Consider the following 17,251-nt stretch of genomic DNA (forward strand, 5'->3'; position numbering starts at 1 on the left):
TCCTTTTTCGTTATATTTGGAATTGGGGTTCCGCGGTAGTTAAACTGTGAATAGTCTACCTTTCTTCAACTGCAAAATCAAATGTCTTTTCGAAGGCAGCCCGGATTTTACGTTGTGCCGAAGCCTTGATTTCCTGATTGGCGTTAAATTCTACTCCTGTCAGGGCCAAAGCTTCATCCGGGGTAAACTCCACAGTGATTCGTTCGTTAGTATATGTCTTTGTAGGCGTTGAATTCATTCTAATCACCTCACGGTAATAGTATATCCAAAACATCAGATGAATATGAATTCCACTTCATAAATTATTGATTACCCATAGTTTGTCACAGTGAAACAGTTACTTACATAAATAAATATAGCAATTTCATGAAAAACGATCAAGAGAGGTTATGGTGAAAGTTTGCAGTGCATGACGCCATGACCTGTTTTTTGATACAATATACAAAGAACCTGATTCATGCTATGAGAAACATCCCATAGATTACAAAAGGAGAACAAATGAATACATCTCTTACATCTGCTCCGCTCATGTGGGGCGATAAACGATTTCATACATGGAATTATGAAATGCGCAACCAGTTTCAGGATAAGGTGTTCAAGGTCATGCTTGACGCCGGCTTTACTTGCCCGAACCGAGACGGCACGATTGCCAAAGGTGGCTGCACTTTCTGCAGTGCCCGAGGTTCAGGGGATTTTGCGGGACGAAGACGGGACGATCTGGTTACCCAATTCAATACCATTCGGGACAAGCAGCATCAGAAATGGCCTCATGCGAAGTATATTGGCTATTTTCAAGCTTATACTAACACCTATGCCCCTGTAGAAGAACTTCGGGAATATTATGAGGTCATCTTGGAGCAGCCCGGCGTGGTTGGATTATCCATTGCTACCCGGCCTGACTGTCTTCCTGATGATGTCATCGAATACTTGGCCGAACTGAACGAGCGAACCTATCTGTGGGTAGAAATGGGGCTGCAAACGATCCACAACTCAACCTCTGAGCTCATTAACCGTGCTCATGATACTGAGTGCTATCTGGAAGCTGTAGAGAAACTCCGCAAACATAACATCCGGGTGTGCACCCACATTATTTACGGTCTGCCCCAGGAAAGCCATGAAATGATGCTCGACACCGGCCGAGCTGTCTCTAAGATGGACGTTCAGGGTATCAAGATCCACCTGCTTCATCTTATGCGCAAAACTCCAATGGTGAAGCAGTATGAGGCTGGGCTTCTGCGTTTTCTAGAGCAGGATGAGTACATCAAGCTGATTGTTGATACATTAGAATTTTTGCCGCCGGAAATGACTGTTCACCGCCTGACTGGAGACGCCCCGCGCGATCTGTTGATCGGACCGCTGTGGAGCTTGAAGAAATGGGAAGTACTAAACGCCATTGATGCCGAGTTAAAGCAACGTGATACATGGCAGGGTAAAATGTGGAGGCAGTCCTGATGGGCTTCCTCTCCGTTTTAAGTTATGCCCATAAACTGGCTACTGAGCGTCTTCAGCCCGGAGGTATCGCAGTCGATGCTACAGCAGGTACCGGAGCAGACACATTGTTTCTTGCCAAAACGGCCGGTTCCCGTGGCCGTGTCTTCGCTTTCGACATTCAAGAGGAGGCCTTGGCCCTAACCCGTCAAAGATTAACAAAAGAGCCTGCCGAACAACTAGCCGAAGTATCTTTGCACCTTGCCAGCCATTCCCTCATGAAGAACTCCATCCCGGCCGAATATCACGGCAAGGTGTCTGTCATAATGTTCAACCTTGGATATCTGCCAGCCGATCGGTCAGATAAACAAATCATTACTCTGCCGGAAAGCACTCTCTCGGCACTGGAAAACTCTCTAGAAATGCTCGCTCCTGGCGGCGTTGTAACGGTTGTTCTTTATCCGGGACATGAAGGCGGCAGACAAGAAGCAGCAGCGGTGGAGGATTGGGCGTCCGCCCTTTCCTCGCGCACTGCTCAAGCTGTTATGTATCGCGGTATTCAACGTCCCGATGCACCTTATCTCATTGCACTGGAGCGAAAAAAAACGTTATGATAGAATCTTAGCAGTACGCTGAGAGGTTCTATCTTGGTACCTGCAAGCGTTGATAGCTATCCTATACTTATGGTTTATGAAAGGTAGATGAAACAACATGACAAAACCGTATCCGCTGTTATTTCAACCTGAATTTAAAGAACGTGTATGGGGCGGGCGTGCCCTTGAACAATTCGGTCTTAACATACCTGAAGGCCATATCGGCGAAGGTTGGATGATCGCAGACCATCCGAACGGAACGACTTCCGTTGTCAGCGGGGAGCTGGCTGGACTCGGTTTGGATCAGGTTCGCGAACAATTCGGTGCTGAATGGTTTGGCAAAAAGGGCTTCTCTGAAGTTAACGGCCGCTTTCCACTGCTGATTAAACTGCTGGATTGCAATGATGATCTGTCCGTTCAAGTACATCCGACAGATGATTATGAAGGATTGCCAAAAGGCGAATTGGGAAAAACAGAAATGTGGTACGTGCTGGATGCTAAACCGGACGCCAAAATTATTTACGGGCTGAAAGAAGGCGTTACCCGCGAGGATCTCAGAAAAGCGCTGGAAGACGGTACAGTTATGGATTCACTCCAGGAAGTACCTGTGAAAGCTGGTGATACATTTTACATTCCGGCTGGAACTGTCCATGCCCTCTGTGCCGGCGTCGTCGTAGCCGAAATCCAGCAAAATTCCGACACAACTTACCGGATATTCGATTATAACCGTCCAGGACTCGATGGCAAACCTCGTGAACTCCATATTGAGGATTCATTGAATGTCACTGCATATGAAGGATCGGGTGCCTCAACCATGAGCACAGACAATGCGGTGCCTGGAAAATGGCTGGAATTAGCCAAGTCGCCATATTTTATCGTTGAAAAAGGCATTGTAGAGGGGCCTTGGAACCTCACTACGACCGAAGATAGCTTTACGATTCTGGTTATGTGTAACGGAGAAGGCACCCTTAAATGGGATGGAGGGTCCCAAGCTTATACATCTGGACAATGCTTCCTGCTGCCTGCAAACCTCGGATCCTACACACTGGAAGGAAATTCAACGGTTCTTCGTTCTTATCTGCCTTAATTGGATTAAATATGAAATAGATCTGATAAATTATCGTTTTGTGGAGGTGCGGAAAAGCATGCAATCCGAGACGTTTACCATGTTGAACACCCAGGCGATGAACATATTTGTATATCAATGGCTTCCAGATCGGGACACGGATATTAAGGCAGTTCTTCAAATCGCTCACGGTATGTGTGAAACGGGAGCGCGTTATGAGGGTCTGGCCGCCCTGCTTACAAAGCATGGATATGCCGTTTATGTCCACGATCACCGTGGTCACGGTAGAACGGCTGAAAATCTCGATGCTTTGGGTGATCCCGGCGAGAATGGATTTGAAGGGATGATCGAAGATTTGGTCCTCCTTTCTACCGTTATTAAGGAAAGACACCCTCAGCTTCCGCATTATTTGCTCGGGCACAGTATGGGATCTTTCATTTCGCAAAAGATTATGTGCACACACAGCCACCATTTTGACGGGTTTCTCCTCTCTGGTTCCAATGGCCCTCGGGCCCTGCTCAGCGTCGGTGAAAATCTCGCTGCTGCTCAGGTCAGAATAAAGGGTGCCTCCCACCGGAGTGTATTGATCAATGCGATTGTGTTCGGGCCTTACAATAAAGGCTTTGGCCCTGTCCGAACTCCTTTCGACTGGTTGTCCAGTGATCCGGAAGAGGTAGACCTCTATGTGAACGACCCATACTGCGGACAAGTGTGCTCTGCTCGTTTCTTCCAAGAGTTTTTCGGTCTGCTGCGGCAGATTCACAAGCCTGCACTGCTAAGCAACCTTGTGAAAGACAAACCGATATATATCTTTTCCGGTGATGAAGATCCGGTCGGCCTGCGAGGAAAAGGTGTACGCAACCTCATTGAGTTGTACCAGAAACTCGGAGTTGAGCAATTGGAATACCGTCTGTACCCCGGCGGTCGCCATGAAATGCTTCATGAAGTCAACCGGGATGAAGTTGCTGCACATGTGCTGGATTGGTTGGAACGGCATATAGCTAATCCTGATAAAGAGTCTCCTACTGCAGAACCTGTTTTGTAACACAGCAATTTCTATAAGGCCTCATTATTGTTGAAATTTCCCACAATAAGCGGCTGTGATCCATATGGATCGCAGCCGCTTTTTCATATGCCTCCCCCACTTTCACACACAGTTCCATAACTTAATATAATATTTACACAGATACTGAAAGCCAGCAGAACTACAGTACATTTATCATATACAAGAACAATTTGTCATGATAACATAATTGCTGACTCAAATATTCAAAAGTTCAGATATATGAATATAGTAAATCAAGGAGATAACTGCGATGGACCGAAACATTCAACAGTTTAAAGCCGATTTTTTCAAAGCGCTCGCTCATCCAATGAGAATCCGTATCCTGGAAATATTAAGCCAGGGGGAGCGAAATGTTAATGAGCTTCAGGTAATGCTAGGATCGGAGGGCTCAGCCGTATCCCAACAGCTTGCTGTACTACGCGCTAAAAATTTGGTTAACAGCGTAAAGGAAGGAACAACGGTGATCTATTCACTACGAGATCCACTGATCAGCGATCTGCTCGGAGTAGCCCGGCAAATATTTAACAATCATTTGGTGGAGTCGATTTCACTCTTAGAGGATATCAGTAAGCAATGATAGGAATTATGAAACAGACTATTTAGCTAAAATGAGCTAATCAACTTAACAAGCTGAGTTGACTGTAATTTCCCCGCCTGACGGCGGGGTTTATTGAAGTTACAGGGCAATGAAATACAAGAGAAGAAGGGTAGAACAAATGAAATGGACGGGTCAATTTAGTGGTTACTCGGCAAGTGCTTTTCGCAAGGATTTGATATCTGGTTGTATCGTGGGGATTGTCGCCATTCCTTTAGGGATGGCTTTTGCCATAGCTTCAGGGGTAAAACCGGAGTACGGGCTGTATACAACGATTATTGCAGGCATACTGATCTCCCTGCTCGGCGGCTCAAGATTTCAGATCGGCGGACCGACCGGGGCTTTTATTCCAATTTTGCTCGCTATTGTCATTCAGTATGGTTATGAGAACCTGCTGATCGCCGGATTTCTAGCGGGAATATGTCTCGTGCTTATGGGGCTTCTTCGTCTGGGTTCCCTGATCAGATTCATCCCCAAGCCAGTAACCGTTGGATTTACATCAGGGATTGCCGTCATTATTTTCAGTGGGCAAATATCTAATTTCCTTGGACTGCAAGGCGTAGAGCGCCATGAATACTTCTTTTATAACATGAAAGAGATCGTCTTACGGATTTCCTCAATGAATCTGTACAGTGTGCTAATCGCAGCCATCTGCCTTGCCACACTAATTATAACTCCTAAGTACTTGCCTAAAGTTCCAAGCTCGCTCGTAGGCATCATCGTTTCCACTTTGATTGCTGCCTGGCTGTTCCCGGGCAAAGTAACGACAATAGGATCCGCTTATGGAATCATTCCTGGAGGTCTGCCCCAATTTGCACCCCTGGAACTAACCTGGGATCGCGTCGTTATGATGCTTCAGCCTGCTCTAATTATCGCTATGCTTGGAAGTATTGAATCGCTGCTGTCGGCTGTTGTAGCTGATGAAATAACGGGTACTAGGCATAACAGCAACCGAGAATTAATCGGACAGGGCGTAGCCAACATGGTGACCCCTCTGTTCGGTGGAATTCCAGCTACGGGCGCCATTGCACGTACAGCAACGAACATTAAAAGCGGCGCAGTGTCTCCAATTTCGGGAATTATTCATGGTGTCGTAGTCTTGATGATTGTTGTCCTGTTCGCCCCTTATGCCTCCAATATTCCGCTGGCAAGTATGGCCCCAATTTTAATGGTTGTAGCCTGGAATATGAGTGAATATAAAACTTTTACTCATATGCTCAGAACACGGACCGCAGACTCGCTTATTCTGCTTGTTACTTTCCTACTGACGGTGTTTACTACACTAACGGTAGCCGTTCAGGCCGGGCTGGCTTTGGCTGTTATTTTGTTCATCAAACGAATGAGCAGTATGCTAGCGGTAAATAAAGTATTGCCGGACCACTCCTCCAATAAAGAAAAGGTACAGCCGCATATGGTAACCGAAGATCGCGACTGTCCGCAAATTGGCATATATAATGTCGAGGGCACTTTATTCTTTGGCGCTTCCTACACTTTTGAGAGCTTCGGACAGAAGCTTTTGGCAGCCCCCGATCTTCGAGTCGTTCTGCTTCGCATGGGCAAGGTACCGTTTATGGATACGACCGGCGAATCCAATTTTTCCAGACTGATCAATCGCCTAATGGAACGTGGGGTCGTTGTCATCATCTCCGGGATACGTCCGCAGCCCAAGAAACTGCTTCTGAAGACTGGATGCTATTCCATGATTGGTGAGGATCGCTTCTTCGAACATACGGGGGAAGCATTAAATTACGCTTTGGAAAATATTCAATATAACAAATGCCTGGGGTGCACACAGTATGCGTTCCGTGAATGTACGAAGTTAAGCACCAAGGAAAATTTGAATGACAAGCATATTTCTTAAACCCAGGGAACTCTGCAAAGTAGAATATGATAAAGCCTCGGCCACATCGACCGAGGCTTTTACTTCTATGATCAAGGAAGTGTAATCAAGAAAGGCTTCACCGTGTTGGCTAGACTATAGTTCGTGGTCGCATCCCAGTTGATTGACCATGTCATTGCTCCCCGGATATCCGGGTACTTAGCAACTGGCTTATAGCTTCCACAGCTGTTGCCGGTCGCCAGACAGTTCAGCGCATTATTAACGACCGTTGGAGAGACATATCCTCCCCCTGCTGCTGAAGGTGTAGCTGGAACACCTATTCCCAATTGGGAAGGTGACACCCACTGCAATGTCAGATCCGAGAGAGCAGTCAAGAAATCTACGCTACCCTGTGTATAACATTTTCCATCACGACCCAGCATACACCCAGAATTGTAATACTGCACATTAATCACGGTTGTAATATCCTTCAAGTTGTCATAGAGCTGTATGTAGGATGTATTCTGATTCTGCATGTCTATCGTTTGCGGAGCCATTGTCAGAATAAAGTCATTTCCGACTTTTTGCTGTAACTGACGAATCGCATTTGTTAGATTAGGTACATTCATGCCATGCTCTAGGTCGATATCCACACCATCCAGCCCAAATTGAGTAATGATAGAATACATACTATTCACAAAATTCGTCACATTGGGTGAAGCGTTATTCAAATTAATGTTGCCCAGTTCTCCTCCAATAGACAGAATGACCTTCTTTCCTTGCGCACGTTTAGCCTGAATATCCGAAATCAGATCGGCATTCGAATACCCGCCCAGGGCTGCAGACAATGAAGTATTCACATTAAAAGTGACACCGCCTGGATTAGCAGGATCCATTTCAGCAAACGACAATACAATAATATCGTACTGGTTTGGTATATCTCTCACTTTCAAGTTGCTGGCGTTATTGATAAAGTTCTGCCAGTATCCTGTCAGTATATGCTTCGGTAGCTGACCACCACCTCCGCCTGTCCCTCCCGTTGTTATCGCATTCACAGTCTCACTTGCCGGGGAGAGATTTCCGGCAGCATCTTTGGCCACGACCTTAAAGGAATATGTCGTGCTGGCAGAAAGTCCAGTGATCGTAGCAGTAGTACCGTTTACTGATATAGCCAGCGATGTACCCTGATACACATCATAACCTGTCACACCTACGTTATCCGTAGACGCCAGCCAGGATAACGTTACACTAGAGGAGGTGACTCCACTTACAGTTACGTTCGCTGGAGTTGTCGGAGCTACGGTATCACTACCACCTTCGCTTCCACCTTGAACAAGCTCCCACATCGCAGGTACGTTAGGCGGTTCCCATCCTGTTAATGAAGTGTGAGTTTGAATAGTCTTATAGGTATTTCCACTATACGTAGCCGTGTCGTCTACGGTATAGGATACATTTGGTGCCCATGGGCCCCGATCGGCTGCAGAAGCTACCACAGGCAGCAAGCTCATAATCAACGCCACAACGACCAATAACGGAAGAATTCTTCTCGGCTTGCCCAGCATTCCCAATAAACCTTTTCTCATAAATTAATCCCTCCTATAAAAATGATCAGTAAAATTTCTGTATCTCCACGTAAAACGACATCAGCTCCTTTCAAAACTAAAGGAATGCCTAGCTATGATAGCGCTTACTTAAATGGGTTAAGAAATCTCTCAATTCGAATTTTTTTAGGCCCTATATCATTAAGCATAATCTACTTTATATGTAAAAAACTCTCAATAGAGCTGTAGTATCAATTTTAAAACTATCAATATCAGAAAGATGCATATTCGGGAAAATATTACGCAACAAAAACGGGCTCTACACGCGAATAATGTAAACCATGAGAAAAACACTATCGACGTACCTCAAATGAAGACAAACCGCACGTAGCAGTAGTTTTTCTTGCGAGATAAGAATGCAATTTACTCCGAAGTTTTACTTTCTTATCTCTTAACAACAAACAGGCCACCCAAGACTAAGTCTCGGGCAGCCTATTTCTGACTCTTTTTTTATTAAGCACCATGCTCATGGGGTGCGCCTTACGCCACATGTTCTAATCTTCCGGAGTTCGGTCAATGCTCAGCTGAGTAACCTCGGTAAAGTCACCATGCTCAACTTCTTCCTCGGTTGCTTCTTCCCGCAGCATTTCGTTATTACCCTCCATACCCTCTGCAACGGTCGGTTCATCTTTGTGTTTAGGATTCTGGCCATCTATCATGTTTATCACTCCTCCATCCGTTAGATTGCCGGATGAAGTTGATTTTTAAACAGCTTTTGTAAAATATAACGGACGACCATCCTCTGATTGCTGATACAGCACGACCAGCATCGTACGGGAAGGCGTTAGTCCACTTTCCCCGTTGGCAGAAGTCCCAGAGTCGCCATGATGTATAACTTCTTCCAGATTAAACGGAAGCACCTCAATCATTGCATGCTTTTGCAATTCACGTTCACCCAGTCCAAGCTCGGCAAAGCCACCCGTGAAGTCACCTTGTTGATCGACAGCCCGTTTCAATTGGGCAGACCATTCGTTCTTATCCTGAACGAAATCCCACCAAATTTTGCGCGGCTTATACTTATGCCCCAGGAAATAATCGAATTTCATTAACCCTGTAATGATCTCCATATGCGGGGTTTGCCGGTTTTCGAGGAATGCTGTCAAACGTGTGAACAGATCCTCCAGCTGATGCCCGATTTTTTGCCAGCCTTGACCCTCCCAGTAATCTCCGAACTCCTGAAAGAAATCGAAAGGCGACGGAAATTCATGTGTCATTAAATAATTCAGCGTATGGTCCATGCGGTGTGCATTCCAGTATTTTTCCAACACATCCTCCAGCCGCTTCAATCTGACAATGTCTGAGAATGGCAAAACATCACTGCCCAAAATTTCGTATGGAGCATGATCCATATACGTGTAATTGTATTTATGTGCATCGATTCGCATTCCGGTACCGCGCAGCATCTTCAGGAATCCGAGCTGAAGCTCCTCCGGTCCAAGCGCGAATACGTCATTAAACGTCTTGCGGAACGTATCGTAGTCTTCAAGTGGCAGGCCTGCTATTAAATCCAAATGCTGATCAATCTTTCCGCTCGCCTTAATCATGCTGACGGTACGCGACAACTTGGAGAAATTTTGGCGGCGCTTTACAAGCTCGTTCGTTGGGTCATTCGTGGACTGCACACCAATCTCGAATCGGAAGATGCCCGGAGGCGCATTTTCGGCCAAATATTCAAGCACCTCGGGGCGCATAATATCTGCCGTAATTTCAAATTGGAATACACAGCCCCGATGATTCTCAATCAAGAATTGAAACATTTCGAGAGCATAATCCCGCTTAATATTGAATGTACGGTCCACAAATTTGATCAGCTTAGCACCATGATCGATGAGATATAACAGATCAGACTTCGTCCGCTCAATATCAATATAACGGACGCCCACCTCAATGCTCGAAAGACAGAACTGGCAGTTAAAAGGACAGCCTCGGCTTGTCTCAAAGTAGACGACCCGCTTGCCCAAATGAGGGATATCCTCCACAAACCGGTGTGGTGACGGCAGATCGTTCAGATCGTTTTTCGGACGCGGAGGATTAATGATCACCTCACCGTTCTTACGATAAGCGGTTCCGTAAACAAAATGATATTTACGGTCGCCTTCGAGCTCCTTCAAGAGATGATTCAGCGTTTCCTCGCCCTCACCTATAATGATGAAATCTACGTTATGCAGACGCTCCATCCAGTAAGTCGTATCGTAGGAAACCTCCGGACCTCCCAAAATAATCGTAACCTCAGGCATAACCTTTTTGACAATATCAATGACTTTAATTGTCTCTTCGATATTCCATATATAACAGGAAAAGCCGATAACGTCCGGCTTCCGTTGAAACAGATCGGAGACGATATTCATCACCGGATCCTTGATTGTATACTCTGTCAACTCAATATCAAAGTCCTTCTCGCTGTAAGCCTTAAGACAGCGGATAGCAAGGGATGTGTGGATGTATTTGGCGTTTAATGTGGACAAAATGACTTTCATGATTCACGACCTTCGCTTGATTTATTCCAATATCCGTATTTATCGTTCCGATAATCCTTATAATCGTTATTTCATAAATTCCATCTATTCATACTCGTAATGATCATACTCTGTGCCTGAGTCTCCCGATTGATTAAGAAAAAAATCCAGGAACGGCTTTCCGTATTTGCGGAATTTCACTTCGCCGACTCCCTTGACTCTAAGCATTTCATCCTCACTCTGCGGACAGACCACACTCATCTCGCGCAAAGTCGCGTCATTAAAAATAATATAGGACGGCACATGCTCACGGCTGGCCAGTTCACGGCGGATGAGGCGCAGCTGCTCGAATACGGTCTCATTAACCGCCGACGGTGAAGAATCACGACTGCTGCTACGGCGCATTCCCGCGGATGTCTTGGTAGGCCGCGGAACCCGCTGCATCACTTCCCGCTGTCCTCTAAGCACCTCGGCTGCGGCACTCTGCAGCTTCACGACCGGATATTGTCCTTCCGAAAGTGCCAGTAATCCCTCAGAAATGAGTACATTAATCGTCTCCGAAATTTCCTTCTCCGTGCGACTAGACATGACACCGTAAGTGGGCAGACGGTCAAAGCCGTATTCGAGCACTTTTTTGGCACGCGAGCCTTTCAGCACTGACGCTACCATTGAAACGCCAAAGCGCTCACGCATCCGGTGAATACAAGAGAAAATCTTCTGTGCATCCACCGTTATATCGATCAGTTCCCGATCATCTGTGCAAGAGCTGCACGTACCGCACGGCTTATCCTCGTGAGCCTCTCCGAAATAATCGAGCATGGCGCTGCGAAGGCAGCGTGTCGTATAACAGTAGTCAATCATCTGCTGTAACTTCCGGTATTCATTATGCTTACGCTCGGAATCTTGGGGATTCTGTTCAATCAGAAATTTCTGGGTCATAATATCCTGCGCGCTAAACAGCAAAATACACTGGCTCGGCTCGCCGTCACGGCCTGCACGACCCGCTTCCTGAACGTAGGACTCCATATTCTTCGGCATATTGTAATGAATGACATAGCGTACGTTCGATTTATCGATCCCCATGCCAAACGCATTGGTCGCTACAATAACACGGATATCGTCATACAAAAAAGCCTCTTGGCTGGAAGCACGCTCCGCATCACTCATCCCCGCATGGTAACGTCCTGCGGATAAGCCTTGCTGCTGCAGCCGCTGGCATAAATCATCCACTTCCTTACGGGTAGCCGCATATATGATGCCGGATTGGTGCGTATGTGATGCTGCATAATCAAGTACATATTCCCGCTTGTTCTCACCGCGAAGCACAGACATTTCCAAATTGTCACGGCCAAGTCCCGTAACAAACACCTGCGGTTCCTCCAGCCTGAGAAGCCGCTGCATATCTTCCATGACTTCCGGTGTAGCTGTAGCCGTAAAGGCCGCCAGGATCGGGCGAATCGGCAATCCCTTTACAAAGGGAGCCACTGACAAGTAGCTCGTCCGGAAATCATGTCCCCATTGGGAGACACAGTGTGCTTCATCGACAGCAACACAGGAAATCTGAAGCTCTGCCATCTCATCCCGGAACCAATCCAACTCCAACCGCTCCGGAGCCACATACAGCAGCTTCAATTCTCCTCGTCTCGCTTGTCGGATCCGCTCGTTTACTTCCTTACCGCTCAATGTGCTATTGATATAGGCGGCTGAAACGCCGGCTGTTGTCAGAGCATCCACCTGATCCTTCATCAGCGAGATCAAGGGGGAAATCACGAGTGTCATCCCCGGGAGCATCAACGCCGGAATCTGATAACAGATCGATTTCCCTCCGCCGGTCGGCATAATCCCCAGCGTATCACGGCCTTCAAGGAGGCTCGCTACGATCTTTTTCTGTCCTTCACGAAAATCAGGATAGCCGTAATACTTCTGTAAATATTCCCGAGCTGTATTTAAATTCATCGATTCCGGATGACTCAATTCCCTATTTAACATATAAAAACTCCTAACTCTAACCTCTTTGGCTCTTTCGACAGATTATCTCTATCCTTTAAGTTTACCGGGGTTTGGTTCAATGGGCAACCAAGAACCGTTCTACATAATACTGATACATGGAATTGCCCGGCGGTGCATGGTATAGTTGACTGGAAATCTACTTCAGGATGGAGAATGACCATGGATAACAAACGACGTCCCGCCAAGGGAACGAAGTCATATAAACCACAGAATACACGTTCAGGAGCCCCGGCAGAAAGAGGTAGTGACTACCAGGCCAACAAGCCGCGCAGTTCATCGGATCAAGGTCGAAAATCCGGTGGCCGTCAGCATACTCTTAAAACAAGCAATGCCAAAACCACCTCCAAACCGGCTCCAGCGAAAACTTATACCGTCAAAGAAACTGCGGAATTACTTTCCTTTTTGTTAAGCAACATATCAAATATGAGCCGTAACTCGATCAAATCACTTCTCGCACGCGGGCAAGTTATGGTGGATGGTCAAGCTGTCACGGCGTATAACTATGCTCTTAAGCCTGGACAGACCATCATGCTGAGCAAAGATAAAGCAGCTGACAAGCCAGCGCTTGTCGGACTGTCTATTTTACATGAAGATGATGATGTTATTGTTATCCAGAAGGATGCCGGCCTCCTGTCGGTTGCTTCCCCTAAAGAGAATGAGATGACAGCTTATCGTCAGCTGACAGCCCATGTGCGCAGTCAAAATCCAAATGAACGGATCTTTGTCGTTCACCGTCTGGACCGTGACACTTCTGGTGTGATGATGTTCGCCAAAAGCGAGAACGTACAGCAAGCCCTACAGAACAACTGGCAGGACACCGTAAAAGAGCGTACCTATGTAGCTCTGGTTGAAGGAGCTGTCAAAAAGTCCGAGGGTACAATCACGTCATGGCTTAAAGAAAGCAGCACCCTGAAAATGTATTCCTCTCATTATCCGAATGACGGTCAACATGCGGTAACCCACTATAAAACGATTGAGTCCAACCGCAATTTCTCACTGCTGGAGGTCAATCTGGAAACCGGTCGCAAAAATCAAATCCGCGTACATATGGAAGACATTGGACATCCCGTTGTAGGCGACAAGAAATATGGCTCGAAAGCCAAAATCCTCGGCAGACTCGGTCTTCATGCTAAGGTGCTCGCCTTTATCCACCCAACAGACGGTCAGCTTATGCGGTTTGAGAGCAACATTCCCAAATCATTCATGAACCCGTTCCGGAAAAGTCATCCATGAACGAGAGCCATACGGAAGCGGTAGAGAAAGCTATATTGTACATGAAAGACCGGTTGAACGAAGATATCACTTCACGGCAGCTTGCCGATTTTGTCGGGTACAGCCCTTACCATTTTACAAGAGTATTCAAATCTGTCACAGGGATCACGATCCGCCAGTACCTCTCGGCACTGCGGATCGAGTCCGGCAAGTCCCATCTGTTAAAAGAGCCTTCTTTGCTTGTAAAAATACTTTATTCTATCGGTTTTAGCAGCATGGGATCATTTCATACGAGATTCAAGCAGTTTGTAGGCCTGTCGCCCAAACGGTTCCGTTCCTCCTCTGAATCGCTTCACAGCTATGTAAGCCAATATGAATCCACACCTCTGTCATTACCTCAAGAGCAGGAAAGCCTGCTCCCCCGCATAGAGTGTCACATAAAAGCGCCGGAATCCTTTCGCGGGTTAATCTTTGTCGGTCTGTTCCCACGGCCTGTTCCTGATCAGAAACCGATCGCTGGAACGGCTCTGAACCTTCGGAACAGAACATGTCAGTTCTCCGGTATCCCGCATGGAACTTATTATCTGCTAGCTGCCGGAATCCCCTGGAGCCTGAATCCGAGGGATTATTTTTTGCTGGACTGCTCTCTTCGGGGAAAATATGAAACTTCCATTTTGGTTGACGAGACAACAGATATGAACCTGCAACTTACGCTTAGGGAACCTCTCCCCTTTGATCCTCCGATTGTCATCAATCTCCCTCTTCTATTATTTGAAAAAACAAACGAAAAACGAAATAGCGCAAAGTAGAAGAATTTCCCACCCTCTCTTCAAGGTATACTCTCATTAGTTCTCAAAAAATATAAGGAGGATCTTTACCATGCAGAGTATTTGTGTCATTTCTATTAACGTCACTGATATGAAAGAGGCCATATTCTTTTATTGCGATATACTCGGTTTCGAAATATCCAAGGTATACGACGATGAATGTATTGTCGGTCTGAAACACGAAGCTGTACCTGTCATCCTGAACAAGGTCGACAACGTTACAGCGGTGGATTATCCCCGCGAAGCTCAAGTTGTTTTGGGGATTCAGACACAGGATCTGAAGGCATCTATCGCTGATTTTCAGGCAAAAGGAATTGAAGTTATCTTTGATACACCGCAGTTCTGCCCTCCCGGCACTTATAGCGCAATTAAGGATCCCTTTGGCAATGTGATCGAACTACTGGAATTCCAGGAGACTTAATTCCATGATATATGAAATGACGGTTCAGGTACGGGTAGCGGATATCAAAGACGGACAGGCTTGGTATGAGACACTGCTAAGACGAGCGCCAGATTGCATTCCACATGAAGGATTTACCGAGTGGGAGCTCCTTCCCGGTTGCTGGCTGCAGGTTGCGGAGGGAACTCCTACTGTTGGAAACGGACCTCTGCGGCTAGGCGTGAATGATTTAGATGAAGAGCGGGAGCGGATCGTGCAAAAGCTGCAGGTGGAGCAGTTTGAAATACATTCCCGCGCAGAGGTTACCGTCCGATGGGCCACGTTTGCCGATCCTTGGGGTAACCGTCTGGGGCTGTTTGAATATCACAGTGAGGCTGACAAAACAGAGCGAATTCGGACGGTATTAGGGAACAGGAATGTGAACACTTAGATTTTAAGCATACAAGAAGACTGCCCAAAAGTGATTGATCGGGCAGTCTTCTTTATGGTTCGGTTTAGCACATGTGTTTTTGAGACACCCCGTGTGTTTTTATGTATTGTAAAGCGCTTCCTTCTGCGATAGCATAAAATCATCTTACATCAAAAGGAGCGATAATCTTATGACCCATTCTTATTCTTTGCCGCGAAGCACACCGGAACAGCAAGGGATATCATCGGCCGCCTTATCTCGGTTTCCAGACACTGTACGGGAGCGCGGCATTGAGCTTCACAGCTTTATGGCTCTGCGCCACGGTCATGTCATCGCAGAAGGCTGGTGGGCACCTTACCGGAAAGACTTGCCTCATACAATGTTCTCTCTGAGTAAAAGCTTCACTTCTACTGCCATCGGACTCGCCGTCCATGAAGGTCTGCTCTCTTTGGACGATCAGGTCATTTCCTTCTTTCCAAACGAAACACCGGATACGGTCAGCGATCATCTTGCCGCGATGTCAATTCGCCATCTCCTGATCATGGGCTCCGGCCATCATCAGGACCCGCTCGCCTCGCTCAACCGGACGCATGGTGAGAACTGGATTAAAGTCTTTCTGCATGCACCGGTAGAACACGCGCCGGGAACCCATTTTACGTATAATAGTGGTGCTACTTACATAGCAGGAACTATCCTGCAAAAATTGACAGGCGGATCCTTACTGGATTTCCTGCTGCCACGGATTCTGGCGCCGCTTGGCATTGAAAATGCCACTTGGGAGAAGTGCCCTCTCGGCTTTGATTGCGGTGGCTGGGGGCTTTCCGTTAAAACCGAGGATATTGCCAAGTTCGGTCAATTGTATCTTCAGAAGGGGCTGTGGCAGGATAAGCAGCTCATTCCCGCTTCCTGGGTAGAGGAAGCCACTTCAAAACAAATATCCAACGGAGATGATCCGAACAATGACTGGAACCAAGGATACGGTTATCAATTCTGGAGATGCCGTCACGACGTATACCGGGGAGACGGTGCTTTCGGGCAGTTCTGCATCGTTATGCCACAGTACGATGCCGTTATAGCGATTACAAGCGGTACGATGCAGCTGGATGCTGTCTTAAATGTAGTTTGGGATGTCCTGCTCCCTGCCTTTCAACAGCCTGTGTCCCCTATCGATTCCGATAGTGAGGCTTCTGGGGCTCTGCAGGATAAGCTAAAATCACTGTCACTCGAACCACCTGTTTATGAGTGCGAATCTCCGCTTGGACAGGAGTGGTCAGGATTGACCTATCAGTTAGAAGAGAATAAGCTTGGATTTAACACGTTATCCTTCACCTTAGAATCAGGCAGTATTACCGTAACCATTCAGAACGCTGCCGGAGAGCATCAGACTGTCTATGGATCTAACAGTTGGAACGTAGGATCAACCTCCTTGTTGAGGGGTGTTACGGAGACTGTGGCAGCAAGTGCCACCTGGAAAGAGGATAATCTACTCCTGCTTACACATCAGTTGGTAGAGACTCCATTTTGTTTGAGTATGGCTCTTACCTTTGAAGAGGACGGATTGCAAATGTCCATCTCCCAGAACGTTGGTTTTGACTCTATGGAATCCAGCGTTATTAAAGGCGTCGCACTCGCCGGAACGAAGGACGTCTGAGCACATCTACCCTTATTGAAGTAAATATAATAACAGCTTCACTTGATAAAAAGGCTGCTTCTACAGTGAATTCCACTGCAGGGCAGTCTTTTTTTGGATTACAGCGAATAACGGGACC

Annotated in this window: 16 protein-coding genes; 11 read left to right on the top strand and 5 right to left on the bottom strand. The window is 46.8% G+C overall.

Annotated elements, in window-relative coordinates; genetic code table 11:
• Positions 1-55: 55 nt before the first annotated feature.
• On the bottom strand, positions 56-238 hold the full coding sequence (locus tag MNQ98_RS23825; protein WP_208918104.1) for a hypothetical protein: 183 nt from the start codon (positions 236-238) through the stop codon (positions 56-58).
• Between the two features lie 260 nt (positions 239-498).
• Here MNQ98_RS23825 and mnmL point away from each other — a divergent pair, with 260 nt between their 5' ends.
• The 6 genes from mnmL (at position 499) to MNQ98_RS23855 (ending at position 6,609) form a co-directional block, all read left to right on the top strand.
• Positions 499-1,452: a tRNA modification radical SAM protein MnmL/YtqA gene (gene mnmL / locus MNQ98_RS23830; protein ID WP_241930465.1), complete on the top strand. Its 954-nt coding sequence runs from the start codon at positions 499-501 to the stop codon at positions 1,450-1,452.
• Complete coding sequence (mnmM, locus tag MNQ98_RS23835) at positions 1,452-2,042, top strand: tRNA 5-(aminomethyl)-2-thiouridylate-methyltransferase MnmM (protein ID WP_241934022.1); 591 nt, start codon at positions 1,452-1,454, stop codon at positions 2,040-2,042. The genes mnmL and mnmM overlap by 1 nt, the downstream gene beginning before the upstream one ends.
• A gap of 97 nt (positions 2,043-2,139) precedes the next feature.
• Positions 2,140-3,108 carry a type I phosphomannose isomerase catalytic subunit gene (locus MNQ98_RS23840; RefSeq protein ID WP_241930466.1) on the top strand — a complete coding sequence of 323 codons (969 nt, stop codon included), beginning with the start codon at positions 2,140-2,142 and terminating at the stop codon, positions 3,106-3,108.
• A gap of 58 nt (positions 3,109-3,166) precedes the next feature.
• Positions 3,167-4,132, top strand: a complete 966-nt coding sequence (locus tag MNQ98_RS23845) for an alpha/beta hydrolase (protein WP_241930467.1) — start codon at positions 3,167-3,169, stop codon at positions 4,130-4,132.
• Between the two features lie 271 nt (positions 4,133-4,403).
• Entirely contained in the window at positions 4,404-4,730 is a 327-nt protein-coding gene (locus MNQ98_RS23850; RefSeq protein ID WP_208918099.1) for an ArsR/SmtB family transcription factor, read from the top strand.
• Between the two features lie 139 nt (positions 4,731-4,869).
• Positions 4,870-6,609, top strand: a complete 1,740-nt coding sequence (locus MNQ98_RS23855) for a SulP family inorganic anion transporter (protein WP_241930468.1) — start codon at positions 4,870-4,872, stop codon at positions 6,607-6,609.
• Between the two features lie 71 nt (positions 6,610-6,680).
• Here the strand turns inward: MNQ98_RS23855 and MNQ98_RS23860 are convergent, their stop codons facing one another.
• The 4 genes from MNQ98_RS23860 to recQ all read right to left on the bottom strand — a co-directional run bounded on the left by MNQ98_RS23860 (position 6,681) and on the right by recQ (position 12,613).
• The gene (locus MNQ98_RS23860) at positions 6,681-8,150 is read right to left on the bottom strand and encodes a chitinase (RefSeq protein ID WP_241930469.1); all 1,470 of its coding nucleotides are present in this window, start codon (positions 8,148-8,150) and stop codon (positions 6,681-6,683) included.
• A 512-nt stretch (positions 8,151-8,662) separates the two neighbouring features.
• Positions 8,663-8,827, bottom strand: coding sequence for a hypothetical protein (locus tag MNQ98_RS23865; protein WP_241930470.1), 165 nt, complete (start codon positions 8,825-8,827; stop codon positions 8,663-8,665).
• Positions 8,828-8,872: 45 nt separating this feature from the next.
• Positions 8,873-10,645 carry a B12-binding domain-containing radical SAM protein gene (locus MNQ98_RS23870; RefSeq protein ID WP_241930471.1) on the bottom strand — a complete coding sequence of 591 codons (1,773 nt, stop codon included), beginning with the start codon at positions 10,643-10,645 and terminating at the stop codon, positions 8,873-8,875.
• 84 nt (positions 10,646-10,729) lie between these two features.
• The gene (gene recQ / locus MNQ98_RS23875) at positions 10,730-12,613 is read right to left on the bottom strand and encodes a DNA helicase RecQ (protein WP_241930472.1); all 1,884 of its coding nucleotides are present in this window, start codon (positions 12,611-12,613) and stop codon (positions 10,730-10,732) included.
• 180 nt (positions 12,614-12,793) lie between these two features.
• Between recQ and MNQ98_RS23880 the strand changes: the two genes are divergently transcribed.
• The 5 genes from MNQ98_RS23880 (at position 12,794) to MNQ98_RS23900 (ending at position 17,133) form a co-directional block, all read left to right on the top strand.
• Entirely contained in the window at positions 12,794-13,867 is a 1,074-nt protein-coding gene (locus MNQ98_RS23880; RefSeq protein WP_241930473.1) for an RluA family pseudouridine synthase, read from the top strand.
• Entirely contained in the window at positions 13,864-14,655 is a 792-nt protein-coding gene (locus MNQ98_RS23885; RefSeq protein WP_241930474.1) for a helix-turn-helix domain-containing protein, read from the top strand. The genes MNQ98_RS23880 and MNQ98_RS23885 overlap by 4 nt, the downstream gene beginning before the upstream one ends.
• A gap of 70 nt (positions 14,656-14,725) precedes the next feature.
• Positions 14,726-15,094 (top strand): VOC family protein, encoded by a 369-nt coding sequence (locus MNQ98_RS23890; RefSeq protein ID WP_241930475.1) that lies wholly within the window; start codon positions 14,726-14,728, stop codon positions 15,092-15,094.
• A 4-nt stretch (positions 15,095-15,098) separates the two neighbouring features.
• Positions 15,099-15,503 (top strand): VOC family protein, encoded by a 405-nt coding sequence (locus MNQ98_RS23895; protein ID WP_241930476.1) that lies wholly within the window; start codon positions 15,099-15,101, stop codon positions 15,501-15,503.
• 169 nt (positions 15,504-15,672) lie between these two features.
• A complete protein-coding gene (locus MNQ98_RS23900) occupies positions 15,673-17,133 on the top strand; it encodes a serine hydrolase domain-containing protein (protein WP_241930477.1) in 1,461 nt (486 codons plus the stop codon).
• Positions 17,134-17,251 lie beyond the last annotated feature (118 nt).

This window comes from Paenibacillus sp. N3/727, from assembly GCF_022637315.1.
GTDB classification, from domain to species: Bacteria; Bacillota; Bacilli; order Paenibacillales; family Paenibacillaceae; genus Paenibacillus_AQ; species Paenibacillus_AQ uliginis.